The sequence below is a fragment of the Flavobacterium lacustre genome (assembly GCF_027474525.2).
Classification (GTDB): domain Bacteria; phylum Bacteroidota; class Bacteroidia; order Flavobacteriales; family Flavobacteriaceae; genus Flavobacterium; species Flavobacterium lacustre.
In genome coordinates this window covers 1,381,319-1,402,746 of sequence record NZ_CP114882.2, presented here as the reverse complement: position 1 = coordinate 1,402,746, position 21,428 = coordinate 1,381,319, and the positions used below count along the sequence as shown (strand labels likewise).

Below are 21,428 nucleotides of genomic sequence, written 5' to 3'. Positions count from 1 at the left end.
CATACTCTTTTTTGTATTTTTGAAAGTATAAAAAAAAGCCCATTATGGAAAATATAAAAGCATACGTACAACAACACAAAGACCGCTTTATCAATGAGTTAATCGAGTTGTTGAAAATTCCTTCCGTTAGTGCAGACCCTGCTTATGCTCAAGATATCATCAAAACGGCCAATGCTGTTAAAGCCAGTTTAGAAAAAGCCGGCTGTGATTTTGTCGAAATTTGTGACACTCCGGGAAACCCAATTGTATATGGCGAAAAAATAATAGACCCAACTTTACCTACGGTTTTAGTTTACGGACATTATGATGTACAACCAGCTGACCCAATAGAATTATGGACTTCCCCTCCGTTTGAACCCGTAATCAAAGAAACCGAAATTCATCCCGAGGGAGCTATTTTTGCCCGTGGCTCTTGTGACGACAAAGGCCAAATGTACATGCACGTAAAAGCCTTAGAATATATGGTGCAGAACAACACTTTGCCTTGCAACATAAAATTTATGATTGAAGGCGAAGAAGAAATTGGCTCACAAAGCTTGAGCTGGTTTGTAGAACGCAATCAGGAAAAACTGAAAAACGATGTGATTTTAATTTCAGATACCGGAATGATCTCTAATCAGCAACCGTCAATCACAACCGGATTACGCGGATTAAGCTATGTAGAAGTAGAAGTTACAGGCCCTAATCGTGATTTACACTCGGGATTGTATGGTGGCGCAGTTGCAAATCCCATCAATGTTTTGGCCAAGATGATTGCCTCGCTTCATGACGAAAACAACCACATCACCATTCCCGGTTTCTATGACAATGTCACCGAAATATCCCTGGAAGAAAGAGCCGAAATGGCCAAAGCGCCTTTCAACTTAGAAAATTATAAAAAAGCACTAGACCTAAATGATGTTTATGGAGAAAAAGGCTATGTCACCAACGAAAGAAACTCCATTCGCCCTACACTGGACGTCAACGGAATCTGGGGAGGATACACCGGTGAAGGTGCCAAAACGGTAATTGCAAGTAAGGCTTTCGCCAAAATCTCCATGCGATTAGTCCCAAACCAAGACTGGTCAACAATCACTGAACTGTTCACCAAACACTTCATCAGCATCGCTCCGGCAGGCGTTACCGTCAAAGTAAAACCACACCATGGCGGGCAGGGCTACGTAACCCCAATAGACAGCATTGGCTACAAAGCCGCAAACATGGCCTATACCGAAACCTTTGGCGTTCCGGCTATTCCGGTACGTTCCGGCGGTAGTATTCCCATCGTCGCGCTGTTCGAAAAAGAACTCAAAAGCAAAACCATCCTAATGGGATTTGGCCTGGACAGCGACGCTATTCACTCGCCAAACGAACATTTTGGAATCTTTAATTACCTCAAAGGAATCGAAACCATTCCGTTGTTTTACAAGTATTTCGTAGCATTAAGCAAATAAATCCTTTGTCAAATCGAGTGCAGTCGAGATTCCTTTATGAATAAATTCCGCCTCAATACTTACATCTATTATATCAAACCAAAATCCGTTCTACATGAGCGGATTTTTTTTTTGGGCGTTCCCTTCGGTCGGGCTTTCCATTGCAATCTTTATATTTTAAAAAAAATATAAAGGATTTCCATTACAATCCCTAACGCAAATCGCAGTACGCATCCCATTCGTCCAAAACACCCAATAACGCACTACCAAAAACCGCCCAATAACCTAAAAATTTAAGTAGTACAACCTACCATTTTAGGTTACCAACGTAAAATTTTACGTATCGATACGTAAAACTTTAGCCTAATGACGTAAAATTTTACGTTACAAGGGGTAAAATTTTAGGTTCCTATCCTAAAATTTTACGTACACCAACGTAAAAACTTGGGTCCTTAGCCTAAAATTTTGCGTATTACTACTTATTTAAACACTTTGCAGGAACGATTAAATAATCCCTTTCAATAAGCAGTTCTCTTAGTTTTTAAACTAAATTTATACCACACTATTTTTCCTTAAACCAAAATCAGTCTATGAAACAGCTACTCGTTCTCCTCAGTTTTCTGGCAGTTATAGGCTGTAAGACTAAACCCATTAACCAAAAAATAAATAAAAACAGAGAAGGCCTTTGGATAGAGCACTATTCCCTCGACAGTTTGCACTATAAATCCATAGGGAAATACCATAACGGAGATCCCATCAAAAAATGGAGGTATTACTTGAACGGAAAACTAATTAAACGAGAAAAATACAAATCCAATTTATGCCAAACCACAACGTATCATAAAAACGGTAAAGTACAATCAAAAGGGCTCACAAAAACGACGACAAACTCCATCGAAACCCACTGGTTTTATGACGGCGACTGGCATTTTTTTGACGAAAAAGGGAAGCATATCATGGTACGAAACTACAACAACGGCGAATTGATTACAGAAGAATTGATTCCATAAAAAAATCCGTAACTCTCAAAATGTCGAGAGTAACGGATTTATCAAACCAAAAAAAATCTAAAAAACTATTAACTAAAATTTTTATCGGGATTATATCCCAAATACGGCATGGACTGTTCGTGAAAAACAACGCCATATTCTTCTAATTCTTTCAATATCGGCAGGTACACTTCTTTACGAATCGGCAGCTGAACTCCCGGCGTAGTTATAGTACCGTTGAGTATCAATAAAGTGGCCATAGCAACAGGTAATCCTACTGTTTTTGCCATAGCGGTATAGGTTTGGTCTTCGCCAATACACACCATTTTTGAATCGATTTGCTCTTTTTTGCCGTTTATTTCGTAACCAAATTTATGGTACATCACAATCATATCTTTATCATCCGGCTGAAGAGTCCAACTCTCAGAAAGGATTTTTTCTAAAATTTGGGCTGGAGTAGCATTTTTCAAGCCTACTTTTTTATCTCTGTTAAACAAATCCAGTTCTAAAAGCTTGTCCCACATGATGTCATCTTGGTCAATTTTAAGAATCAAACGCATCTTAATTTCAACCGAATCCGTTGGATGGTACGGCAAAAATGAATTCACATATTGACGGTAACTCATTTCCTCTGAACCTTCCATAATATAACTGTCATCGGTCATTCCCAGTTGCACAAACATATTCCACGCTTTCGAAAATCCTACGCGGCGTATCGTTCCCCGGTATAAAGTAAGAACATTGTCGAGACCGTAAACACTGCGATATTTCAACGAATCCCTATTAGAATACGCCTCAAATTTCCCGTATCCTTCAACTTGAAGAAATTCGGTTCTGCGAAACAGGTTTACATAAGGAATGTATTTATATGCACCTTCTTGTATGAATTTTGCAGCGCCGCCTTGTCCGGCAAGAACTACATTGCGAGGCGCCCAGGTAAATTTATAATTCCAAAGATTCGTGTCAGATTCCGGCGCTACTAATCCACCACAAAAAGATTCGAACAAGAGCATTTTTCCGCCTTTGGCTGTAATTTCATCAATTACTTTCATGGCACTCATATGATCTATTCCGGGATCGAGGCCAATTTCGTTCATGAAAATCAAATTATTTTCTTTGGCAACAGCATCCAGTTCCTGCATCGCATCACTGATGTATGATGCCGTAACTAAATGTTTTTTATATAAAATACAATCTTTTGCAACCTCTATATGCAAATGCGCCGGCAACATCGAGATGACAATAGTCGCATTTTGAATGGCCTTTTTTCGTTGATTTTCATCAAGAATATCTAATGCTATTGGCGTAGCATTAGGATGGTTATTGGTCTTTTTTTCGGCCAAAGCCAAAGATAAATCCCCAATTACTAGATGTAAATTTTCTTTTTCGGATTTATTCAAAAGATACTGTATCAACGACGAAGCTGATCTTCCTGCACCAATAATTAGAATTGTTCTCATATTTATAAATAAATGTAACACAAACATACAATATTGTTGTATTTATAACAAATCTATTGTGTTAAATACAGATAAAAGTATCTTGTAAAAAATTTTACTACTAACGATATAAGGAATACTTTTGTATAAAATAAATTTAAAATGGACAAAAAGATACTTTCTACAGGAGCAATTTTCGGGATAATAGCAATCATTTTGGGTGCTTTTGGTGCACATGCCTTAAAAAAAATCTTGCCGGTTGAAGCGCTTGTCACTTTTGAAACCGGAGTGCGTTATCAAATGTATCATGCCTTGTTTTTATTGTTCCTTGGAAGCCTGAATGATTTTCCTCAAAAAACAAAAAAATCCATCTGGTTTTTAATTGTTTTTGGCGTAATCTTTTTCTCTGGCTCTATTTATTTATTAGCAACAAACAGCCTCACTTCATTTGATTTTAAAGTTATCGGTTTTGTAACTCCTATCGGCGGACTCCTGTTAATACTGGGATGGAGCGTTTTACTATTCCATTTTTTAAAGAAAAAAACGTTAAAATAGAATAGTACAAATCTTTCTGATAAATAATTTCTACTTTTGCAGTCTTAAAAAACAACACTCACAACTAGAAATTTATGGACAACTACGCCCTTTTTACGAAATCGATTGCGTTAACTGACTTAGGTATTACAAGCCCTACGATTCATTACCAATTAAGCGCTAACGAATTACACGATTTAACGATTCAATCCGGACAAGGAACTGAAAATTCAACAGGCGCATTGGCCATCAACACCGGTCAATTTACAGGACGTTCTCCTCAAGACCGATTTATTGTAAAAGACAACATTACAGAAGACAAAGTATGGTGGGGAAATGTAAATATTCCTTTTGAGCCAGCCGCTTTTGATGCTTTGTACACAAAAGTAACTGCTTACCTCTCCAAAAAGGAAGTTTTTGTAAGAGATACTTATGTTTGCGCCGACCCTAATTACCGATTGAATGTGAGAGTAGTTACCGAAACCGCTTGGTCAAATTTATTTTGTTTCAATATGTTTTTGAGACCGGAAATAGAGGAACTCGATGATTTTACAGCAGAATGGTCCGTAATTTGTGCCCCACATTTTGAAGCCAATCCAGCTGTTGACGGGACGCGCCAAAGTAATTTTGCCATAATAGATTTTACCCGAAAAATTGCGCTTATTGGCGGAACGGGATATACAGGAGAAATAAAAAAAGGGATTTTCTCTGCTTTAAATTTTATTCTGCCGGTTTTCAAAAATACGTTACCTATGCATTGCAGTGCCAATGTAGGAGAAGACGGAGACACCGCAATTTTCTTTGGTTTATCAGGAACCGGAAAAACTACTTTATCCGCCGATCCTAACCGAAAACTGATTGGTGACGATGAGCATGGCTGGACCAATGAAAATACCGTTTTCAATTTTGAAGGAGGCTGTTACGCCAAAGTTATCAATCTTTCAGAAGAGAATGAACCGGACATTTTTAGAGCCATCAAAAAAGGGGCGCTTTTAGAAAATGTTATTTTCAAAGAAGGGACAAACGAGGTTGATTATCAAGATATTTCCATCACTCCAAACACACGAGTAAGCTACCCTATCTATCACATCGACAACATTCAGCCAGGTTCTATTGGTGAAAACCCTAAAAATATATTTTTCCTCACAGCCGATTCTTTTGGAATCATACCTCCTATTTCAAAACTGACTCCGGGACAGGCCGCTTATCATTTTATTTCGGGTTATACCGCAAAAGTAGCCGGAACAGAAGCCGGAGTAACAGAACCACAACCTAATTTCTCCGCTTGTTTTGGGGCTCCATTCATGCCTTTACATCCCACAAAATATGCAGAAATGCTGAGTAAAAAAATGAAAGACGGAAATGTAAAAGTATGGCTCATCAATACAGGATGGACAGGCGGACCTTACGGAATAGGCAGTCGCATGAAATTGAAATACACGCGTGCTATGATTACCGCAGCATTAAACGGAGAATTAGACAATGTGGCTTATGAAAACCATAAAGTATTTGGGTTTGCTAAACCACAATCGTGTCCTAATGTTCCAAGCGAAATATTGAATCCAAGAAATACTTGGGAAGACCCTGAACTATACGATAAGAAAGCAGTGGAATTAGCCCAAAAATTCAAAGCTAACTTTGCCAAATTTTCAGCATTTGCCAATTCCGAAATCATGGCTGGTGCGCCAATAGCATAAGTTATTATTAATTCAAAAAAGAAAAGGAGCTGTTCGTAAAGAGCGGCTCTTTTTTATTACAATACATCAAACTGAACGCTAATCGAAAAGATATCAATCATTTATACCAATATTCATTTTTTGGCGTTAAATTTGCAAACATCAATCAATCAAAATAATCAATCATGTTAAAACAATTTTTTATCCTCTGTTCCGGAGCCGATAAAAACCTTCTTGAAGGTTGCTCCGAAGGCGAACAAACCAAATATGTAGGTATTGGCGCCACCGTTTTCTTTACCGCAGTTATGGCGTTTATTGCCAGTTCTTATGCGCTTTTCACCGTTTTTGATGATGTTGTTCCCGCAATTCTTTTTGGAATTGTCTGGAGTTTACTCATCTTTAATCTGGATCGTTTTATTGTTTCCACCATTCGAAAAAGAGATAATTTGTGGAGCGAATTTTTGCAGGCAACGCCCCGAATTATTCTGGCTATAATTATTGCCATCGTGATTTCGAAACCTTTAGAGATTAAAATTTTCGAAAAAGAAATCAATACCGTTCTTTTGAAAGAAAAAAATGCCATGGCTTTGAATAATAAAAAAGAAGTGGCTAATTATTTCAAATCCGATTTGGACAAAAACAAAACGGAAATTGCCAGTCTAAAAGCAGAAATTACCAAGAAAGAGAAAGAAGTAAACACTTTATACGAAACCTACATCACCGAAGCCGAAGGAACTGCCGGGACTAAAAAATTAGGTAAAGGCCCTGTTTTTAAAGAAAAAATAGCCAAACACGATTTGGCTAAAAAAGAACTGGACACTTTACAAAAAAACAACTTAGCCAAAATAGCCGAAAAAGAAAAAAACACCAAAACCCTCCAAACTGATTTAGACAAAAAAATTACCGAAACCCAACCTATTATTGATGGTTTTGACGGCTTAATGGCACGAATCAATGCGTTGAATAAACTGCCTTGGTTGCCTTCCTTTTTTATCATGTTGTTGTTTTTAGCCATAGAAACGTCGCCAATTATTGCTAAACTTTTGTCGCCAAAAGGAGAATACGACTATAAATCGGAAGATTTAGAAACCGCATTAAAAGCAACAATAGAACAAGACAAATACCAAAGAAATTTACTGGTTAAAACAAGTGCTGCCATGCATGACAAAGTATATAATGACATTGCCGAAGACAAAAACCTGTATGATTTACAACGAAAAAACGCGGCGGATTTATTAGAATTACAATCTAATAATTTTGTGGAAAAGCAGAAAAGAACACTTTAATCTGAATATTAAAAATTTGAAAGTCCTAAAGTTAAAAGAGAAAATATCTTTTGACTTTAGGACTTTCGATCTTTATAACTAGCTACATCTGACTTAGAATTTCTTTCTTGAAAGCATCGTATTCGCCTTGAAGAATCAAACCGTTATCCAGTAATTTTTTGTAATTCTGTAATTTCGCAAAAAGTTCATCTTGTGACAATTCGCCTGATTTATTTTCTGTGGTTGAAGCAACATTCTCTTGAACTGGCTCTGAATAATGAGGAACAACCGGCATTATTTCGGCAAAACTAGTTACTTCTTCTGTTTCCATTTCTTCAATAACTTCTTCTTCATCTACTGGCACAACTGGAATTTCATCAGGAAGTATTGACGCAGATGGAGCACCATTTTTCAGAATATCTAGTTGCTCTTTAGCATAAGTAAATATTTTTCGGGCTTGGATTTTAGGAATATAATCAATCGAAACGTCCATATTCGTTTTGGTCGAAAACGAAAATTCAGAACCTAAAATATTTTCTTTTACAAAAGTTCCTTCTATTTCGTCCCAAGTAAAATCAATAAAATCCATTGAAAGTCCCAGATTTTTGGGCTTACAAATGATAATTCTTTTATTGGTCAATACAATACTGTCCGGAAGAACTGTAATTGCTGGTTTTTTCTGAACCGCGATATAGCCTATTTCTTCATTCTTCATCAATAAATCACTCAATTTTGAAGCGATTTTTTCAATAGCTTTTGGGTCTTGTTCTTCGTTTAAAAACTTCTTAAATTGTTCTTTCATTTTATGCTGAATTTATTCAGAATGTGTTTATAATTTATTCCATATGCCTTGCAAAAGTAATGCCTAATTTTCTAATTCCTGAATTTCAGTTTGCAATTTCTTTGTTAAACTTTTGAAAACCAATTCATAGGAATGGTCAATCAATTCTTCTAAAAACTGATCCGAAAGCCCTTCATTTAAAGCAATCGTATTCCAATGAACCTTGCTCATGTGAAAACCCGGTTGAATGGCATCGTATTGCGCTCGTAGTTCTTGAGCATATTCGGGATCACATTTTAAATTAACCGATGGATTCCCTTTTTCCCATTGACTTAAAGAAGACAGAGCAAACATTTTTCCACCTACTTTAAAAACTAAAGTATCTTCGTCAAAAGGGAAATGTTCCGTCACTCCTTTTTTAGAAAGGCAATATTCGTAGTACGTTTCTAAATTCATTTTTTAAAATTATTTCATTTATCGTTTAAAATAGCATACAAAACTGGCTTACTCGGACTCGCGTCATTCTCAAAAGATGCAATTTGTAAATTCAGCAAATAACTGCCGTCTTTCACTTCATCTGGAACAAAAATCATTTCGGTAATCGTGCAATCCAATCGCGCATCAGCATTCAGATTGTTGACATTGGTAACATTCCAAAAGGCTTTGTGTGCCAATAATTTTCCATCATCTTTTTCTTTATCGACGCTTGGCAAATCAATCAATAAATGTTGAATTCCGCTTTCGCGAATGAAACGCGCAGCCTCTTCAGAAAGATAAGCCGGATTGGTATTCGAATATTTTAAAGACTTTTTTATTTTAAAATTAGGTAGCGTTCTAATGATTAGGGCTTCTTTTAGAACACCTAACTTCAATGTCACATCGAGCGCAGTCGAGATGTTTTCTAACGTTATTACCAAATCTTCTCCTTGCAATTCCGGCACAACCGAAATCAATTCGGCCAAAAAGAAAAACTGTTTCAACGATTGATTAATACTGTAAAATTCGCGTGTAATATGCCCCAGACATTCTGTGTGCGTTCCATGTCCATGAGGATTGAAGGAAATAGAATTAAAATTAGTTGATGCGCCTTTGTTTACACTTCCTATCCAATCGCCAAAAACCACAGGCTCAATGACTGGCTTGTCGATATACCAGGCAATTGGATTCTCCTCCGTATTGGTTAATGGAATCGAAATATCAATGGGATTTGATAGATTGACTTTGAAGTTATCAATTGTTGCTAGCATTTATGCTGAATTTATTTCAGCATCTCATCCAGAGATACTTTATAAGTTCAAATATAAATCTTTTAATTCAGGATTTGAAAGTTTTGCAATATTCCATTTCCAATCTTTATGCCAATTTTTAAGTTGTTTTTCTCTTTTAAAAGCATCACTCCAATAATCAAACTCTTCAAAATAAATTAAAATTGTGGCATTATATTTTTTTGTAAAAAATGCTCCTGTCCCATTTCTATGGCAATCAACTCTATTTTTAAGATTTTTGGTTGCTCCTACGTATAAAACAGTGGCATTTTTATTAGTCAAAATATATGTAAATCCTTTTTCCATACATAAATCAATTTAAAATCAACAGATCCTGAAACTAGTTCAGGATAAATAAATCTGACGCAATTCCATCCGTCAAAAACTTTCCTTTTGGAGTTGGTTTCAAAATATTGTTTTCGATAAAAACTAAATCATCATCAAGGAATTTCTGTGCTTGTTTGTTCAAATATTCTAAATATTCGCTTCCAAATTCGGTTCCGATTCTATCCAAAGAAACGCCCCAAATCGTTCGTAAACCGGTCATAACATATTCATTATAACGGTCAGCAATTGAAAGAATTTCAGTTTCGTTAGGCAGTTTATTTTCTTGAATGGATTTTATATACAGCGAATTATTCGACACATTCCAACTTCGGGAAACGCCATCATAACTGTGTGCCGAAGGACCAATTCCGATGTATTTTTTCCCCAACCAATACGCTGAATTATTCTTGGAAAAATAGTTTTCTTTGCCAAAATTTGACAATTCATAATGAATGAAACTATTATTTTCAAGCATTTCGACCAAAATAGCAAAATGCTCTTGCGCGACTTCGTCTTTAGGCGCCGTAATTTTTCCGGTTTGAATGAGTTTATTCAAAGCCGTTTTTGGTTCTACCGTTAAGGCATAACTCGAAATATGCGGAATACCAAAAGACAGCGCTGTTTCAATATTTTGTTTCCATGTTTCATTACTCATTGCTGGAATTCCGTAGATTAAATCAAGGGAAATATTGTCGAAATACTGAGTTGCTTCTTCTAAGCATTTTTTGGCTTCAGCCGAATTATGAGCGCGGTTCATCAGTTGCAAATCTTCTTCAAAAAAAGACTGAATTCCAATGCTTAATCGGTTAATTTTACTTTTAGACAATTCAATTATTCGTTCGCTTGACAAATCATCAGGATTGGCTTCCAGTGTAATTTCGGGATTTTCAATCACAGAATAATGGCTATAAACTGCAGCAATCAAAAAATTAATTTCTTCTGAAGTTAAAACACTTGGCGTTCCTCCACCAAAATAAATGGTTTCGATATCTTCATTTTCAAACTCACTTTTGCGCATTTGAATTTCTTTGGCAATAGCCAAAACCATTTCTTCTTTCTTCTTCATTGAAGTCGAAAAATGGAAGTCGCAGTAATGACACGCCTGCTTGCAAAAAGGAATATGTATGTAGATTCCGCTCATTGATTTAGTATTCAGTGTTCAGTTTTAGTGGTCAGTTGTGCAAACTGAAAACCGGCTACTATTTTTTAACCCGTTCTTCGTTTTGTTTTACAAAAGCATCCCAACCGGTATAACTTTTGGCGCCAACCACTTTTCCGGAATTGAAAAAATGACAAACTGCGGCTGCCAATCCATCAGTTGAATCTAGGTTTTTAGGTAATTCTTTCAGTCCTAAAAGCTGCTGCAGCATTTTGGCAACTTGCTCTTTACTGGCATTTCCGTTTCCGGTAATCGCCATTTTTATTTTTTTTGGTTCGTATTCGGTAATTGGAATATCTCTTGAAAGTCCCGCCGCCATGGCAACGCCTTGTGCGCGTCCCAACTTTAGCATCGATTGCACATTTTTACCAAAGAAAGGCGCTTCGATTGCGATTTCATCCGGATTATGCGTATCAATTAACTCAATCGTACGTTCGAAAATAATTTTCAGCTTTTGATAATGATTGTCGTATTTGGACAATTGCAATTCGTTCAGTTGCAAAAACTGCATGTTCTTGCCAACAACTTTTATCAATCCAAAACCCATAATCGTCGTTCCGGGGTCAATTCCTAATATGATGCGTTCGTTTGCCAATTTTAATTTGTTATTTTGCAGTAATGATTTCAATTCCACACAAAACTAAGCAATTCCTTGTACTTCTAATCAAACTTTTGATTGTGGGAGGTGCGTTTTATTTTATTTACAATCAATTGGCCAATAACGATAAACTGGATTGGCAGAAATTCATTGTGTTATTCCAAAAAAATCAATCCATTGGCGGAATCGCCTTTATTTTGTTATTGAGCGTTCTGAATCGGTTTTTTGAAATATTAAAATGGCAAAACTTAGTTGAATTTATCCATAAAATCTCTTTGGGAGATGCAACCAAACAAGTTCTTGGCGCATTAACTGCGGGACTTTTTACGCCAAACGGCGTGGGAGAATATGCCGGGAAAGCGTTGTTTTTTGACAAATCAAACACTAAAAAAGTGATTTTCCTAAACCTGATTTGCAACGGAATCCAAATGATATTGACCGTTATTTTTGGAATTTTCGGGTTGTTGTATTTCAATGCGCAGTACAATGTTATTACCACAAAAACTGTAGCGCTGCTTTTTGGATTTCTAATACTACTTTTCATAGTTTTATTTTCAGTCAAAAAAATCACAATCAAAGGGTATTCGATCGAAAAACTGATTCATAAGATCAATGAAATCCCAAAATCGATTCATCAAAAAAATATTTTTTTAGGCATTTGCCGCTATCTGGTTTTCTCACACCAATACTACTTTTTATTTCTGGCTTTTGATGTTGATTTACCTTATTTCACCTTGATTGCGACCATTTCGTCTGTTTATTTTTTAGCTTCTTCCTTGCCTACTTTTCAGTTTTTGGACTTTGCCGTAAAAGGAAGTGTGGCGGTTTATTTCTTTGGGATTCTTGGTGTAAACGAATGGATTGTGATTTTCATTTCGACTTTAATGTGGTTTTTGAATGTGGTTTTACCGGTGATAATTGGCACTTATTATGTGTTGAATTTTAAAATCCTTTCCAAAGTAGAAGGAGACAAAACGCAATAAAAGATGATGATTACAATTGTTTTATACCTTATAATCCTATCATATTGCTTGGCGATAATTGTACTGATTTATGGTTTTACCAAAGTGAATACAATTGAATATACTGGCTTAATGCCAAAAACAAAATTCTCAATTATTGTTCCTTTCCGGAATGAAGCCGAAAATTTACCGATTCTATTAGAGAGTTTGTCGAAGCTGAATTATCCGATGGAATTGTTTGAAGTGATTTTGGTTGATGATTTTTCTGAAGAAGAGTTCAATATTTCATTATCATCTCGAGCGCAATCGAGAGACAATATTCAAATAATAAAGAACATTCGGGTTTCGAATTCACCCAAAAAAGATGCTATTGTAACTGCGATGCAAATTGTGACTACAGACTGGATTATCACCACCGATGCCGATTGTGTGGTCAATACAAACTGGTTATTGACCTTAGACAATTACATTCAGCTTCATGATGTTGCGATGATTGCCGGCTCGGTAACGTATGATCGTGGCAATTCGTTTTTGCATCATTTCCAACAGTTGGATTTGGCGAGTTTACAGGGCGCAACCATTGGGAGTTTTGGAATCAACAAAGGGTTTATGTGTAATGGTGCCAACTTTGCGTATACCAAATCGTTATTTTTGGATGTAAATGGTTTTGAAGGAAATGACAAAATTGCCAGCGGTGATGATGTTTTTCTGTTGCAAAAAGCAATTGCAAAATCGCCTGAAAAAGTGCATTATTTGAAATCTCGAAATACGATTGTTACAACTAAACCTTTGAATGACTGGAAATCGTTGTTTTACCAACGCGTTCGTTGGGCATCTAAAACCAGTTCGTATCAAAGTACTTTTGGAATCCGATTAGGACTGTTGGTTTTTGTGGGGAATTTGTCTTGGATTTTGGGTATTGGGTATTGGGTCTTGGGTTTAACTACTTTCCAGAATGTATTTGTATTAGTTGCTTTAAAATTTCTTGTCGATACCGTTTTGATTTACAAGTCGAATCATTTTTTGAATAAAAGTAAAATGCGTTATTTGATTTTGAGTAGTTTGTTTTATCCTTTTTTCAGTACCAGTGTAGCTTTGTACTCGTTGTTTGGAAAATACCAATGGAAAGGCAGAACGTTCTAATTTACACTAAAGCCCTAGCCCAGATAGCAGTGAAAATCCTTGTTTGCCGGGTTTCGGCAGACAAGATTGCAACGAATAGCTGGAAATAGCTCCTCCATAGACTGTGCTGAGGATAAAAATTATTCGACTTTGAGAATGACCGGAAGTATAAATTGAGTTTTTACCGGAATTCCGCGTTTAATGGCTGGATTCACTTTTGGAAAATCAACTAAACGGGCTTTGAGAATACTATCGATTTTTATGGTGTCATATGCGACCGAATCTTTGGGAAATTGGGGTTCGAATTGCATGGTTGCATCAGGAAAAATAGTGACTCTGACCTCGATGGTGTCTAATTCCGGATAAAGAACCGAAAGCGTGTCGGTGCTTAATTTCTCCTGTATGAGCTGGGTTAAAATCTCAAAAAAACATTGTTGGCGTTGTTTTTTATCTTCTATTTTTTCACAATCGAGTAGCGATGGGTATTCGTCGACTTCTTTCCAATTGATGGCCTTTAATTCCTTTTGCAACAACTCCTTTTCCGAAGGAATCTGCTTGTCGAAATACTGACAGGAATTAAAAAGGATACAAACTAAAAAAAAGGAATAATGCTTCAATGTACTGTGGTTGTTTTAATCTAATTTTTTATAAAAATACAATTATTTTTTTTGAGTTGCTTTAGAAAGGAAATAATCTTCACGGGACTCTGAAAACCATTTCTTTTGTTTTGGATATAAAGCAACTGATGCAATTGTTTTTTCCTGTTTTGAATATGGAATGAATTTTGTTTTATATTCACAAAATTACTAAAAATAAATATATGGATATCGTTCTTTTAATTCTTGGGTTTGTTTGTATGATTGTTGGGGTTTTCGGGAGTTTTATGCCTGTTTTACCTGGGCCAGGCCTGAGTTGGATTGGTTTACTGCTACTCTATTTTACAACTGCTGTTCCTGCCAATTATTGGATTATTGGAATTACGTTATTGATTACCATCCTTATTTCTGTGTTAGATTATGTGATTCCGGCCAAAGGAACTAAGCGATTTGGAGGGAGTTCGTATGGAATTTGGGGAACTAATATTGGTTTAATCGTTGGAATTCTTGCTCCAATTCCTTTTGGATTTATTATTGGCCCGTTTGTCGGTGCATTGGCAGGCGAACTTCTTTTTGATTATAAAGATCATCATCGGGCGCTGAAAGCGGCAACAGGATCGTTTATTGGTTTTTTAGCCTCGAGTTTTATGAAGTTTGTGGTTTGTATGATGTATTTAGGATTGTTTGTGTGGTTGGTTTGGAAAAACAAATCGGGATTGTTTTAAACAATTTTATTTCCCCAAACCGATTTAATCTTAAAAAAAAACGTCTCAAAATTGAATTTTGAGACGGCTTATTTAATTATAGAGTTATGAATTACTTAGTTGTTTTCATAAACTGTTCTGTTATTTAATGGCTGAATTACACGGAAATTATCTTCTTCATATTTCAATTTATATTCTTCAACTTGAGCTGCAGTCAAAGTGATATTGTTTTTGAAAACAATCCAAGTCAATGGACCTTGATTTGGTGTGGTATCCATATTTGGTGTAGTAAGAGAACCACTATAAGTAAAATATTTATTTGTTTGCAAAGGCAATATTGCATTTAAATCGAAACTGGTATTGTACGAACTTATTCCAATTGCATCAGGAGAATCACTTATTAAAGTTTTTAAAGAGCTATTAATAGTTTGTCCCTCTTTTACTAAAACACCTAAAACAGCATATGCACCAGTTGACGATTTGTGAACAAAATGAATTTCCATTTCACTGTATTGACCATTTACAGTATGCTCACTGTGATGGTGAAAATGGAATTGTTGTAATTCATATCTTAATCCTTTAATTGTAATATAATTTAGGACTTTGTCTTCATCCGATAAATTTATTTTTAAATTTTCAACCGTATTCTGAACACTACTTAATATTATAGAATTGTAATGAATTTCAAGGTCTTTTGTACTGATTTTTTCAGTAATTGCATTTTCGAGATTAATTGGAGTTTGTCCTTGGATATTTTCTGTTCCTAGCGCATAATTATAACTAATAATTCCTTCTGGAAAATCAACAGATACGCTTTTCTCTTTTTCACAAGAAATAATTGTAAGAACGAATAATACTAATAAACTAATTTTTTTTAATTTCATTTTTGTTTTTTTATAAAGTTATTTTTGAATACTTTTTTTTAATGGATAGATCTATTTATAACAATTACTTGTAATTTACTGACGCACCAAAGGCATTTCTATAGTACCCACAGTAAGTCCAATACGGGCGCTATTTATTTTAGCTGTTATACCACAGTAAAGTAAAGACACCAAAATAAATACTAAACAATTTCAAATACCTGCCCATATACTATAAATTCTTTAAGAGCAAAAGGAAAATCATTAAATCCTTTTTATAATGTACACTACGGATAGCCAAAATGAGTTTAAAAGGAACATTAAAAATATTCCTAATCGAAATAAAGGCTTTAAAAAATAGTCTTATAAAGTATTTCCTGATATCTAAAAAAAGCCAGAAAAAATTAATGCCGCAAAACTATATTTCAGCTTGTAATATTTCTATTTTTTTATCTTTCAATAATTAATTATGTTTGTATAAATTTTAAAATAAAATAAATTTTGGTCAAAATGCGTATAAATTTTATCCTTTTTTTATTTTTTATCCAATTTGGCTCTTGCTTCTCGCAAAATGATACTATATTAAATAAAGTGGTATCTCATCCTTTTTACTATAATATTATTCAAGACAAAGATGGCAACATTTATACTGGAAGTTCTGGAGGAGTGCAAAAATGGGAGGGTGAAATGGCAAAATCTGTTCAAAACGAATTGGGTTACGTTGATTTGAATAACAAAGGAGAGTTAGAGGTTAGACGAGGAGGCATAAAAAAGTATGAAAACAGGAAATTCAACCATTTGTTACCTTATCCTAATGACCCAAAAGAGCAATTTTACGCAAAAACAGAAAAAAAACTCTACATAGTAACAGGAGGAAGGCTTTATCTTTTTGACATCATACCTTATAGCATAATCTATAGAAATCATAGCATTAGGACAATCAGCAAGAATTATGTAGGGACCTACTCCGGTATTTATCGTAAAGGGACCAAGTTAGAATTCCCTCCTTTTACCGAAGGACACATTCGTGAAATAGAAGATACAGGTTATATCTATTTCTCAAATCAGTTATTGCTCATTTCTGCAGATAGACCTGAGAAAAATTCCATTACCAAAATAAAAATGGTAGCCAGACAAACTTTGGGTGAAGTTGATGATATTTTCTATGATACAAAAAATCAATTCATTTACTATTTCTGCAATAATGGAATGTATAAAACAGATAAATATGGAAAGCAAGCCAAATTTATTTATCGAAAAAAAGGACAGGACCCTGTTCTATTTACATCCAAATTTGAAAATATAATAATGTTCTGTAGCGAAGAAAACTTTATGATTTATGATCTTATCAGCAATAAAATAAGCACAAATTTTTCATTGCCATCCACAATACTTAGCGCCATCTATTTAAATGGGAAAAACTACCTGCTCACGACCAATGAATTATATGCTGAAACAGATACGGGATTTTCAAAAATAGCTGAATTTAATGACGCTCACACTTTACTTTCTATAAATGACAAACAACTTATTGTAGCAACAAACTTTGGCCTATATACCTACAACTTAGAAACTAAGGAAATACAAATTGTTATAAATGGAGTAGAATTTAATAAAAGAGCTCTATATACAGAAAAGAATATACTTTACGCGGGCAGTATTAATGGCTTGTACAAAATAGACCTCAACAAACTACAACTACTTATTGATAATAATAAATCAAAATCCCAAATCACATATCAAAATAATCATTGGACTATACTTACAGCAGTCCTACTGTGCGTTATTTTTCTTTTAATTTTTGTACTTATAAAAGTCAGAAAAAAACTTAAACTAAAAGAGTCTACTGTTTTATATCAAAAGAAAATAAGCCGTAACGATATTATTCAATTTATTGAAAACAATATAAGTACCGTTGGAATCAAAACAATAAACGAACACTTTAAGATTAATACTATCCAATTATACAACCTATTGAAACCAAAAAAACCAGGAAATATAATAACGGATCTTCGAAAAGAATTAGTGGTAAAGTTGCGGAAAGAAGGGAAAAATGTAAAGGAAATTTCGGAGGCTACAGGGTTTAGCGAGACCTACATCTACAGAGTTAAACTTAAAGAGTAATTCATCGTTGTTTCATTCTTATTCTTAGTAATAAATTATAAATAAAGCATTTAATTTAAAATCTTTAATATTAATGTTTTTTTTTACAAAAGAATACGTCATAAAAGTAGCCTCGCCTATTAAAATTAAAAGAGACAAAACGACTTAAAAAAAACTGCCCTAAAATCAAAAAAGCCATCCGTAGATTCCGAATAAATTCAAAAGCATTGGAAAGCTTTTCATTGGTCTAACTACTAAACCCGGTCAGCTTACAAGTTCGACAAAAAAAACAGAAATTTTATGTTTTTTGGTATTATTATATGGTATAAAATATAATAATTCAGCATGTTTTATCATACTATACATTAAAAATCAATGTTTTAAACTACTTTTCAATGAAAAATATATAACATTATTTACACTTGAAAGACATCATTAAAATTGTCCTTTTTTTATATTTTTTGGACAGATTACGGATTTTATTGCCCTTTCAAACAACTCTTTTGAAATAAATTTGCAGGCTTTTAAAATATAAGGTTTGTAAACATGAAAACTAAATTACTCTTATTGTTTGTATTTATTTCTTCTACTTATTGCTATTCGCAATTAAAAGTAGAATCAGGAGAAGAAATCTATATTTCTGACTCTGACTTCCTTTATACTAATGACGGAATAGTTAACAATGGCACCATTACACTAGGAACAGGAAAATTATATGTTGCTGGCGACATTGATAATAATGGAACACTAACCTTGTCAAATGGAACACTAAATGTTACGGGGAACAATACTCAAACTTTTGATTTTGGAGTATCTGACATCACTAAAAGATTGGAACTCGATAAATCTTCTGGTACAGCAACAGTAAATTCAGGAAAATTAACCATTACGGACGGTTTACTAGCTACTCAAGGCACTATTGATGGAGGTGAAAAACTAGTTATGAAAAGTGTTGTTGATAAAACTGCAATTGTTGAACAATCAACAGGAGGTACCGTAGATAATATTGTTGTTGAAAGGTATATTCCCGCCAAAAGAGCTTATAGATTATTAAGTTCTCCGGTAACGACATCAACTACAATCAAGTACAACTGGCAAGAAAATCAAAATAATACGTCGACATCTTACGCAAACAATTCTAATACTGCAGCAGGTTACGGAACGCACATTGCGGGATCAACTACTGGAGCAAATGGATTTGATGCCACGTTATCTGGCGCTGCTTCGTTATTTGTTTTTGGTAATACAGCGCAAACTTGGTCCGCTATTTCGAACACTACCGCTACAAACGCGCTAACTGCAGGAGCTCCATTTCGATTAATGGTAAGAGGAGATCGTTCTATTGACATGTCTACCAATACACCCGTGCCTACAATTACCACTTTAAGAACTAGCGGAACTTTAAAAATTGGAACGTACACAAACACTAATTTAAGTTTTAGTGCCAATGGCTACAATTTCATTGGAAACCCTTATCAATCTGCTGTTGATATGAGTGGAGTATTGGCTAATAGTTCTAATTTGAATTCTAATTTCTATTACGTTTGGGATCCGAAAGTAGGAGGTGCTAACGGAAGAGGAGCTTATGTTACCTACACTTTTGCAGGAAATACCAATAATGTAGAAGGTTCAGCAGTAAATCAATATTTACAACCTATGCAGGCGTGTTTTGTAAAAACATTAGATAATGGATCAGCAAGTATTACATTTAATGAAAATGATAAATATGTAGCAGCCACAAATGAGAATATATATAAAACTCAAGGTGCTAAAATCAATACCACCACCACTTCATTACGATTGACTTTGTTTGAAAAAGAGGCTTTCGATAAGTTGCAAACGCCTACTGACGGCGCCCTTTTATTATTTAACGACAACTATTCAAACAGCGTTGATCCAAATGATGCCAACAAAATGTCAAATCTTGATGAAACCATGTCCGTTTTGATAGACAATACAAAACTGAGCATCGGAAGTTTTCAATATCCTCAAGAAAGTACTGTATTCCCAATAATTATTGACCAATATCGCTATGCCAATTACACTTTGGTTGCAAAGCTGGACAACTACAATGGACTAATCCCTTACATTCACGATAAATTTTCACAAACGTATACCGAAGTAAATTCGACAATCAATTACCCTTTTTCGGTTGATCAGAACAATTCGTTTTCATCAGCAAATAATCGTTTTGAAGTAGTGTACAAAACAGGTTCTTCTTTGAGCATTGCTGATTTTACTACTGAATCGGTTTCGTTATATCCAAATCCTTCTACAAATAATGGATTTAATCTAGAATTGCCATTAGAAGCAGATAATGTAAGCATAAAAATTTACAACATGCTTGGTCAAGAGATTGCTGTAAAATTAAATGAAACAAACTCCAATACAATAAATTGTGAGACGGCAACATCTCTTCCTGCAGGACTATATCAGGTTGTTATTACTAAAGACAACTCAAAAATCATTAAAAAATGGATAAAAGAATAATTATGAAAAAGTGTAAACTAACCGGTGTTCTACTATTTATATTCTGTTTGAATTCATTAACCCTTTTGGCACAAGAAGCAACAGATTTTAGTGATGACGTAGAAGATGTACCTACAGCCCCAATCGACAATTGGATACCCTATATGATCCTGTTAGTTATTGGATTTGGATACGTTATGTTGAATAAAAAAACAATCGCAGCAAAATAAATTTGAATATTAAAATCAATACTTATGAAAATTAAATTATTGCTACCGATATTACTATTCCCAACCCTGTTTTTCGCTCAAGTAGGAATAGGAACCACTACACCTAATGCTTCTGCAAAATTAGAAATAAATGCTACTGACAAAGGTTTTTTGCCTCCCCGTGTGGCACTTACCAGCACTTCAGACGCAGCTACTATTACTACACCAGCAATAGGATTATTTATATATAATACCGCCACAGCAGGTACTGCACCGAACGATGTAACGCCAGGATTTTATTATTATGGGGGTAGCCAATGGCAACGCATCATTAACCAACAAGCTGATGGAAATTTAGGAATTGGTACTACGACACCAACAACAAAATTGGATATTCGTGCAAGTTCTCCTGGTACTGGTTTTAGATTAGTGGATGGATCGCAAGGAGCAAACAAAGTGTTAAGCTCTGATGCTGACGGAAAGGCAACTTGGACAACCAATGTAGCAGTAACACCAGCTGTAATGGGGGTTATGGGTGTTGGCTCTTCTACCTCATCTCAAAATAGCTGGACTGGTGCCTACATTACCTTACCCAACGGAAAATGGTCCGTACAAGTCACCATGTTAGCTAATACACAAACTGATATTGCAAATGATGATGTAATTTGGATGCGTACCGGTTTTTCTACTAGTAGTTCGGCTAATCAAATGGCTAGCGGTAGTGCTATAGTAGGTCAATCATTAGTAAGTGGATTAATTAGAGATAATAATAAATATACTATGCTAACTGGAACAATCATTATCAATAACACTAGCGGAGGTGATGTGACTTATTACTACTGGCTATTTAATTGTGATTACGAAACCGCTACATTTCAAAGTTTAGCAAGAAATGTATGGGGCGAAAACTCAATAGTAGCTTATCCTATGAATTAACCTCAAAATCAACAAACAA

21 protein-coding genes are annotated in these 21,428 nt (G+C 34.9%); 12 read left to right on the top strand and 9 right to left on the bottom strand.

The genetic code is table 11. From position 1 onward, the window contains the following. Nucleotides 1-44 precede the first annotated feature (44 nt). Together O6P34_RS06230 and O6P34_RS06225 are read left to right on the top strand one after the other, a co-directional pair. Nucleotides 45-1,433, top strand: coding sequence for a dipeptidase (locus O6P34_RS06230; protein WP_269686463.1), 1,389 nt, complete (start codon nt 45-47; stop codon nt 1,431-1,433). A gap of 569 nt (nt 1,434-2,002) precedes the next feature. After that, complete coding sequence (locus O6P34_RS06225) at nt 2,003-2,422, top strand: toxin-antitoxin system YwqK family antitoxin (RefSeq protein ID WP_269686462.1); 420 nt, start codon at nt 2,003-2,005, stop codon at nt 2,420-2,422. 68 nt (nt 2,423-2,490) lie between these two features. Here O6P34_RS06225 and O6P34_RS06220 read toward each other — a convergent pair whose 3' ends face one another. Continuing rightward, nucleotides 2,491-3,861: a saccharopine dehydrogenase family protein gene (locus O6P34_RS06220; RefSeq protein ID WP_269686461.1), complete on the bottom strand. Its 1,371-nt coding sequence runs from the start codon at nt 3,859-3,861 to the stop codon at nt 2,491-2,493. Nucleotides 3,862-4,002: 141 nt separating this feature from the next. Between O6P34_RS06220 and O6P34_RS06215 the strand changes: the two genes are divergently transcribed. From O6P34_RS06215 to O6P34_RS06205, 3 genes are all read left to right on the top strand, one after another. Further along, on the top strand, nt 4,003-4,395 hold the full coding sequence (locus O6P34_RS06215; RefSeq protein ID WP_269686460.1) for a DUF423 domain-containing protein: 393 nt from the start codon (nt 4,003-4,005) through the stop codon (nt 4,393-4,395). 74 nt (nt 4,396-4,469) lie between these two features. Continuing rightward, a complete protein-coding gene (gene pckA / locus O6P34_RS06210; RefSeq protein ID WP_269686459.1) occupies nt 4,470-6,071 on the top strand; it encodes a phosphoenolpyruvate carboxykinase (ATP) in 1,602 nt (533 codons plus the stop codon). Nucleotides 6,072-6,235: 164 nt separating this feature from the next. After that, on the top strand, nt 6,236-7,336 hold the full coding sequence (locus O6P34_RS06205) for a DUF4407 domain-containing protein (protein ID WP_269686458.1): 1,101 nt from the start codon (nt 6,236-6,238) through the stop codon (nt 7,334-7,336). An 82-nt stretch (nt 7,337-7,418) separates the two neighbouring features. Here the strand turns inward: O6P34_RS06205 and O6P34_RS06200 are convergent, their stop codons facing one another. From O6P34_RS06200 to ruvC, 6 genes are all read right to left on the bottom strand, one after another. Further along, a complete protein-coding gene (locus O6P34_RS06200; RefSeq protein ID WP_269686457.1) occupies nt 7,419-8,117 on the bottom strand; it encodes a PH domain-containing protein in 699 nt (232 codons plus the stop codon). A gap of 63 nt (nt 8,118-8,180) precedes the next feature. Then, nucleotides 8,181-8,552 (bottom strand): MmcQ/YjbR family DNA-binding protein, encoded by a 372-nt coding sequence (locus O6P34_RS06195; protein ID WP_269686456.1) that lies wholly within the window; start codon nt 8,550-8,552, stop codon nt 8,181-8,183. 14 nt (nt 8,553-8,566) lie between these two features. Beyond that, entirely contained in the window at nt 8,567-9,343 is a 777-nt protein-coding gene (locus tag O6P34_RS06190; RefSeq protein ID WP_269686455.1) for a cyclase family protein, read from the bottom strand. A gap of 39 nt (nt 9,344-9,382) precedes the next feature. Then, a complete protein-coding gene (locus O6P34_RS06185; RefSeq protein WP_269686454.1) occupies nt 9,383-9,667 on the bottom strand; it encodes a GIY-YIG nuclease family protein in 285 nt (94 codons plus the stop codon). A 34-nt stretch (nt 9,668-9,701) separates the two neighbouring features. Continuing rightward, entirely contained in the window at nt 9,702-10,829 is a 1,128-nt protein-coding gene (gene hemW / locus O6P34_RS06180) for a radical SAM family heme chaperone HemW (RefSeq protein WP_269686453.1), read from the bottom strand. A gap of 58 nt (nt 10,830-10,887) precedes the next feature. Next, nucleotides 10,888-11,442, bottom strand: a complete 555-nt coding sequence (ruvC, locus tag O6P34_RS06175) for a crossover junction endodeoxyribonuclease RuvC (RefSeq protein ID WP_269686452.1) — start codon at nt 11,440-11,442, stop codon at nt 10,888-10,890. Between the two features lie 23 nt (nt 11,443-11,465). Here ruvC and O6P34_RS06170 point away from each other — a divergent pair, with 23 nt between their 5' ends. Together O6P34_RS06170 and O6P34_RS06165 are read left to right on the top strand one after the other, a co-directional pair. Continuing rightward, a complete protein-coding gene (locus O6P34_RS06170) occupies nt 11,466-12,428 on the top strand; it encodes a hypothetical protein (protein WP_269686451.1) in 963 nt (320 codons plus the stop codon). 6 nt (nt 12,429-12,434) lie between these two features. Next, nucleotides 12,435-13,550, top strand: coding sequence for a glycosyltransferase family 2 protein (locus O6P34_RS06165; RefSeq protein WP_269686736.1), 1,116 nt, complete (start codon nt 12,435-12,437; stop codon nt 13,548-13,550). A gap of 119 nt (nt 13,551-13,669) precedes the next feature. On the opposite strand, the gene O6P34_RS06160 is transcribed toward O6P34_RS06165, so the two are convergent. Continuing rightward, a complete protein-coding gene (locus O6P34_RS06160; protein ID WP_269686450.1) occupies nt 13,670-14,146 on the bottom strand; it encodes a hypothetical protein in 477 nt (158 codons plus the stop codon). 203 nt (nt 14,147-14,349) lie between these two features. On the opposite strand from O6P34_RS06160, the gene O6P34_RS06155 reads away from it, so the two are divergent. Continuing rightward, the gene (locus O6P34_RS06155) at nt 14,350-14,850 is read left to right on the top strand and encodes a DUF456 domain-containing protein (RefSeq protein ID WP_269686449.1); all 501 of its coding nucleotides are present in this window, start codon (nt 14,350-14,352) and stop codon (nt 14,848-14,850) included. 95 nt (nt 14,851-14,945) lie between these two features. On the opposite strand, the gene O6P34_RS06150 is transcribed toward O6P34_RS06155, so the two are convergent. Further along, on the bottom strand, nt 14,946-15,713 hold the full coding sequence (locus O6P34_RS06150) for a carbonic anhydrase family protein (protein WP_269686448.1): 768 nt from the start codon (nt 15,711-15,713) through the stop codon (nt 14,946-14,948). Between the two features lie 489 nt (nt 15,714-16,202). Between O6P34_RS06150 and O6P34_RS06145 the strand changes: the two genes are divergently transcribed. The 4 genes from O6P34_RS06145 (at nt 16,203) to O6P34_RS06130 (ending at nt 21,409) form a co-directional block, all read left to right on the top strand. Further along, on the top strand, nt 16,203-17,816 hold the full coding sequence (locus tag O6P34_RS06145; RefSeq protein WP_269686447.1) for a helix-turn-helix domain-containing protein: 1,614 nt from the start codon (nt 16,203-16,205) through the stop codon (nt 17,814-17,816). 525 nt (nt 17,817-18,341) lie between these two features. Further along, nucleotides 18,342-20,285 (top strand): T9SS type A sorting domain-containing protein, encoded by a 1,944-nt coding sequence (locus O6P34_RS06140; protein ID WP_269686446.1) that lies wholly within the window; start codon nt 18,342-18,344, stop codon nt 20,283-20,285. A gap of 2 nt (nt 20,286-20,287) precedes the next feature. Continuing rightward, entirely contained in the window at nt 20,288-20,494 is a 207-nt protein-coding gene (locus O6P34_RS06135) for a hypothetical protein (RefSeq protein WP_269686445.1), read from the top strand. Nucleotides 20,495-20,518: 24 nt separating this feature from the next. Continuing rightward, nucleotides 20,519-21,409 carry a phage tail-like protein gene (locus O6P34_RS06130; RefSeq protein ID WP_269686444.1) on the top strand — a complete coding sequence of 297 codons (891 nt, stop codon included), beginning with the start codon at nt 20,519-20,521 and terminating at the stop codon, nt 21,407-21,409. Nucleotides 21,410-21,428: the final 19 nt, after the last annotated feature.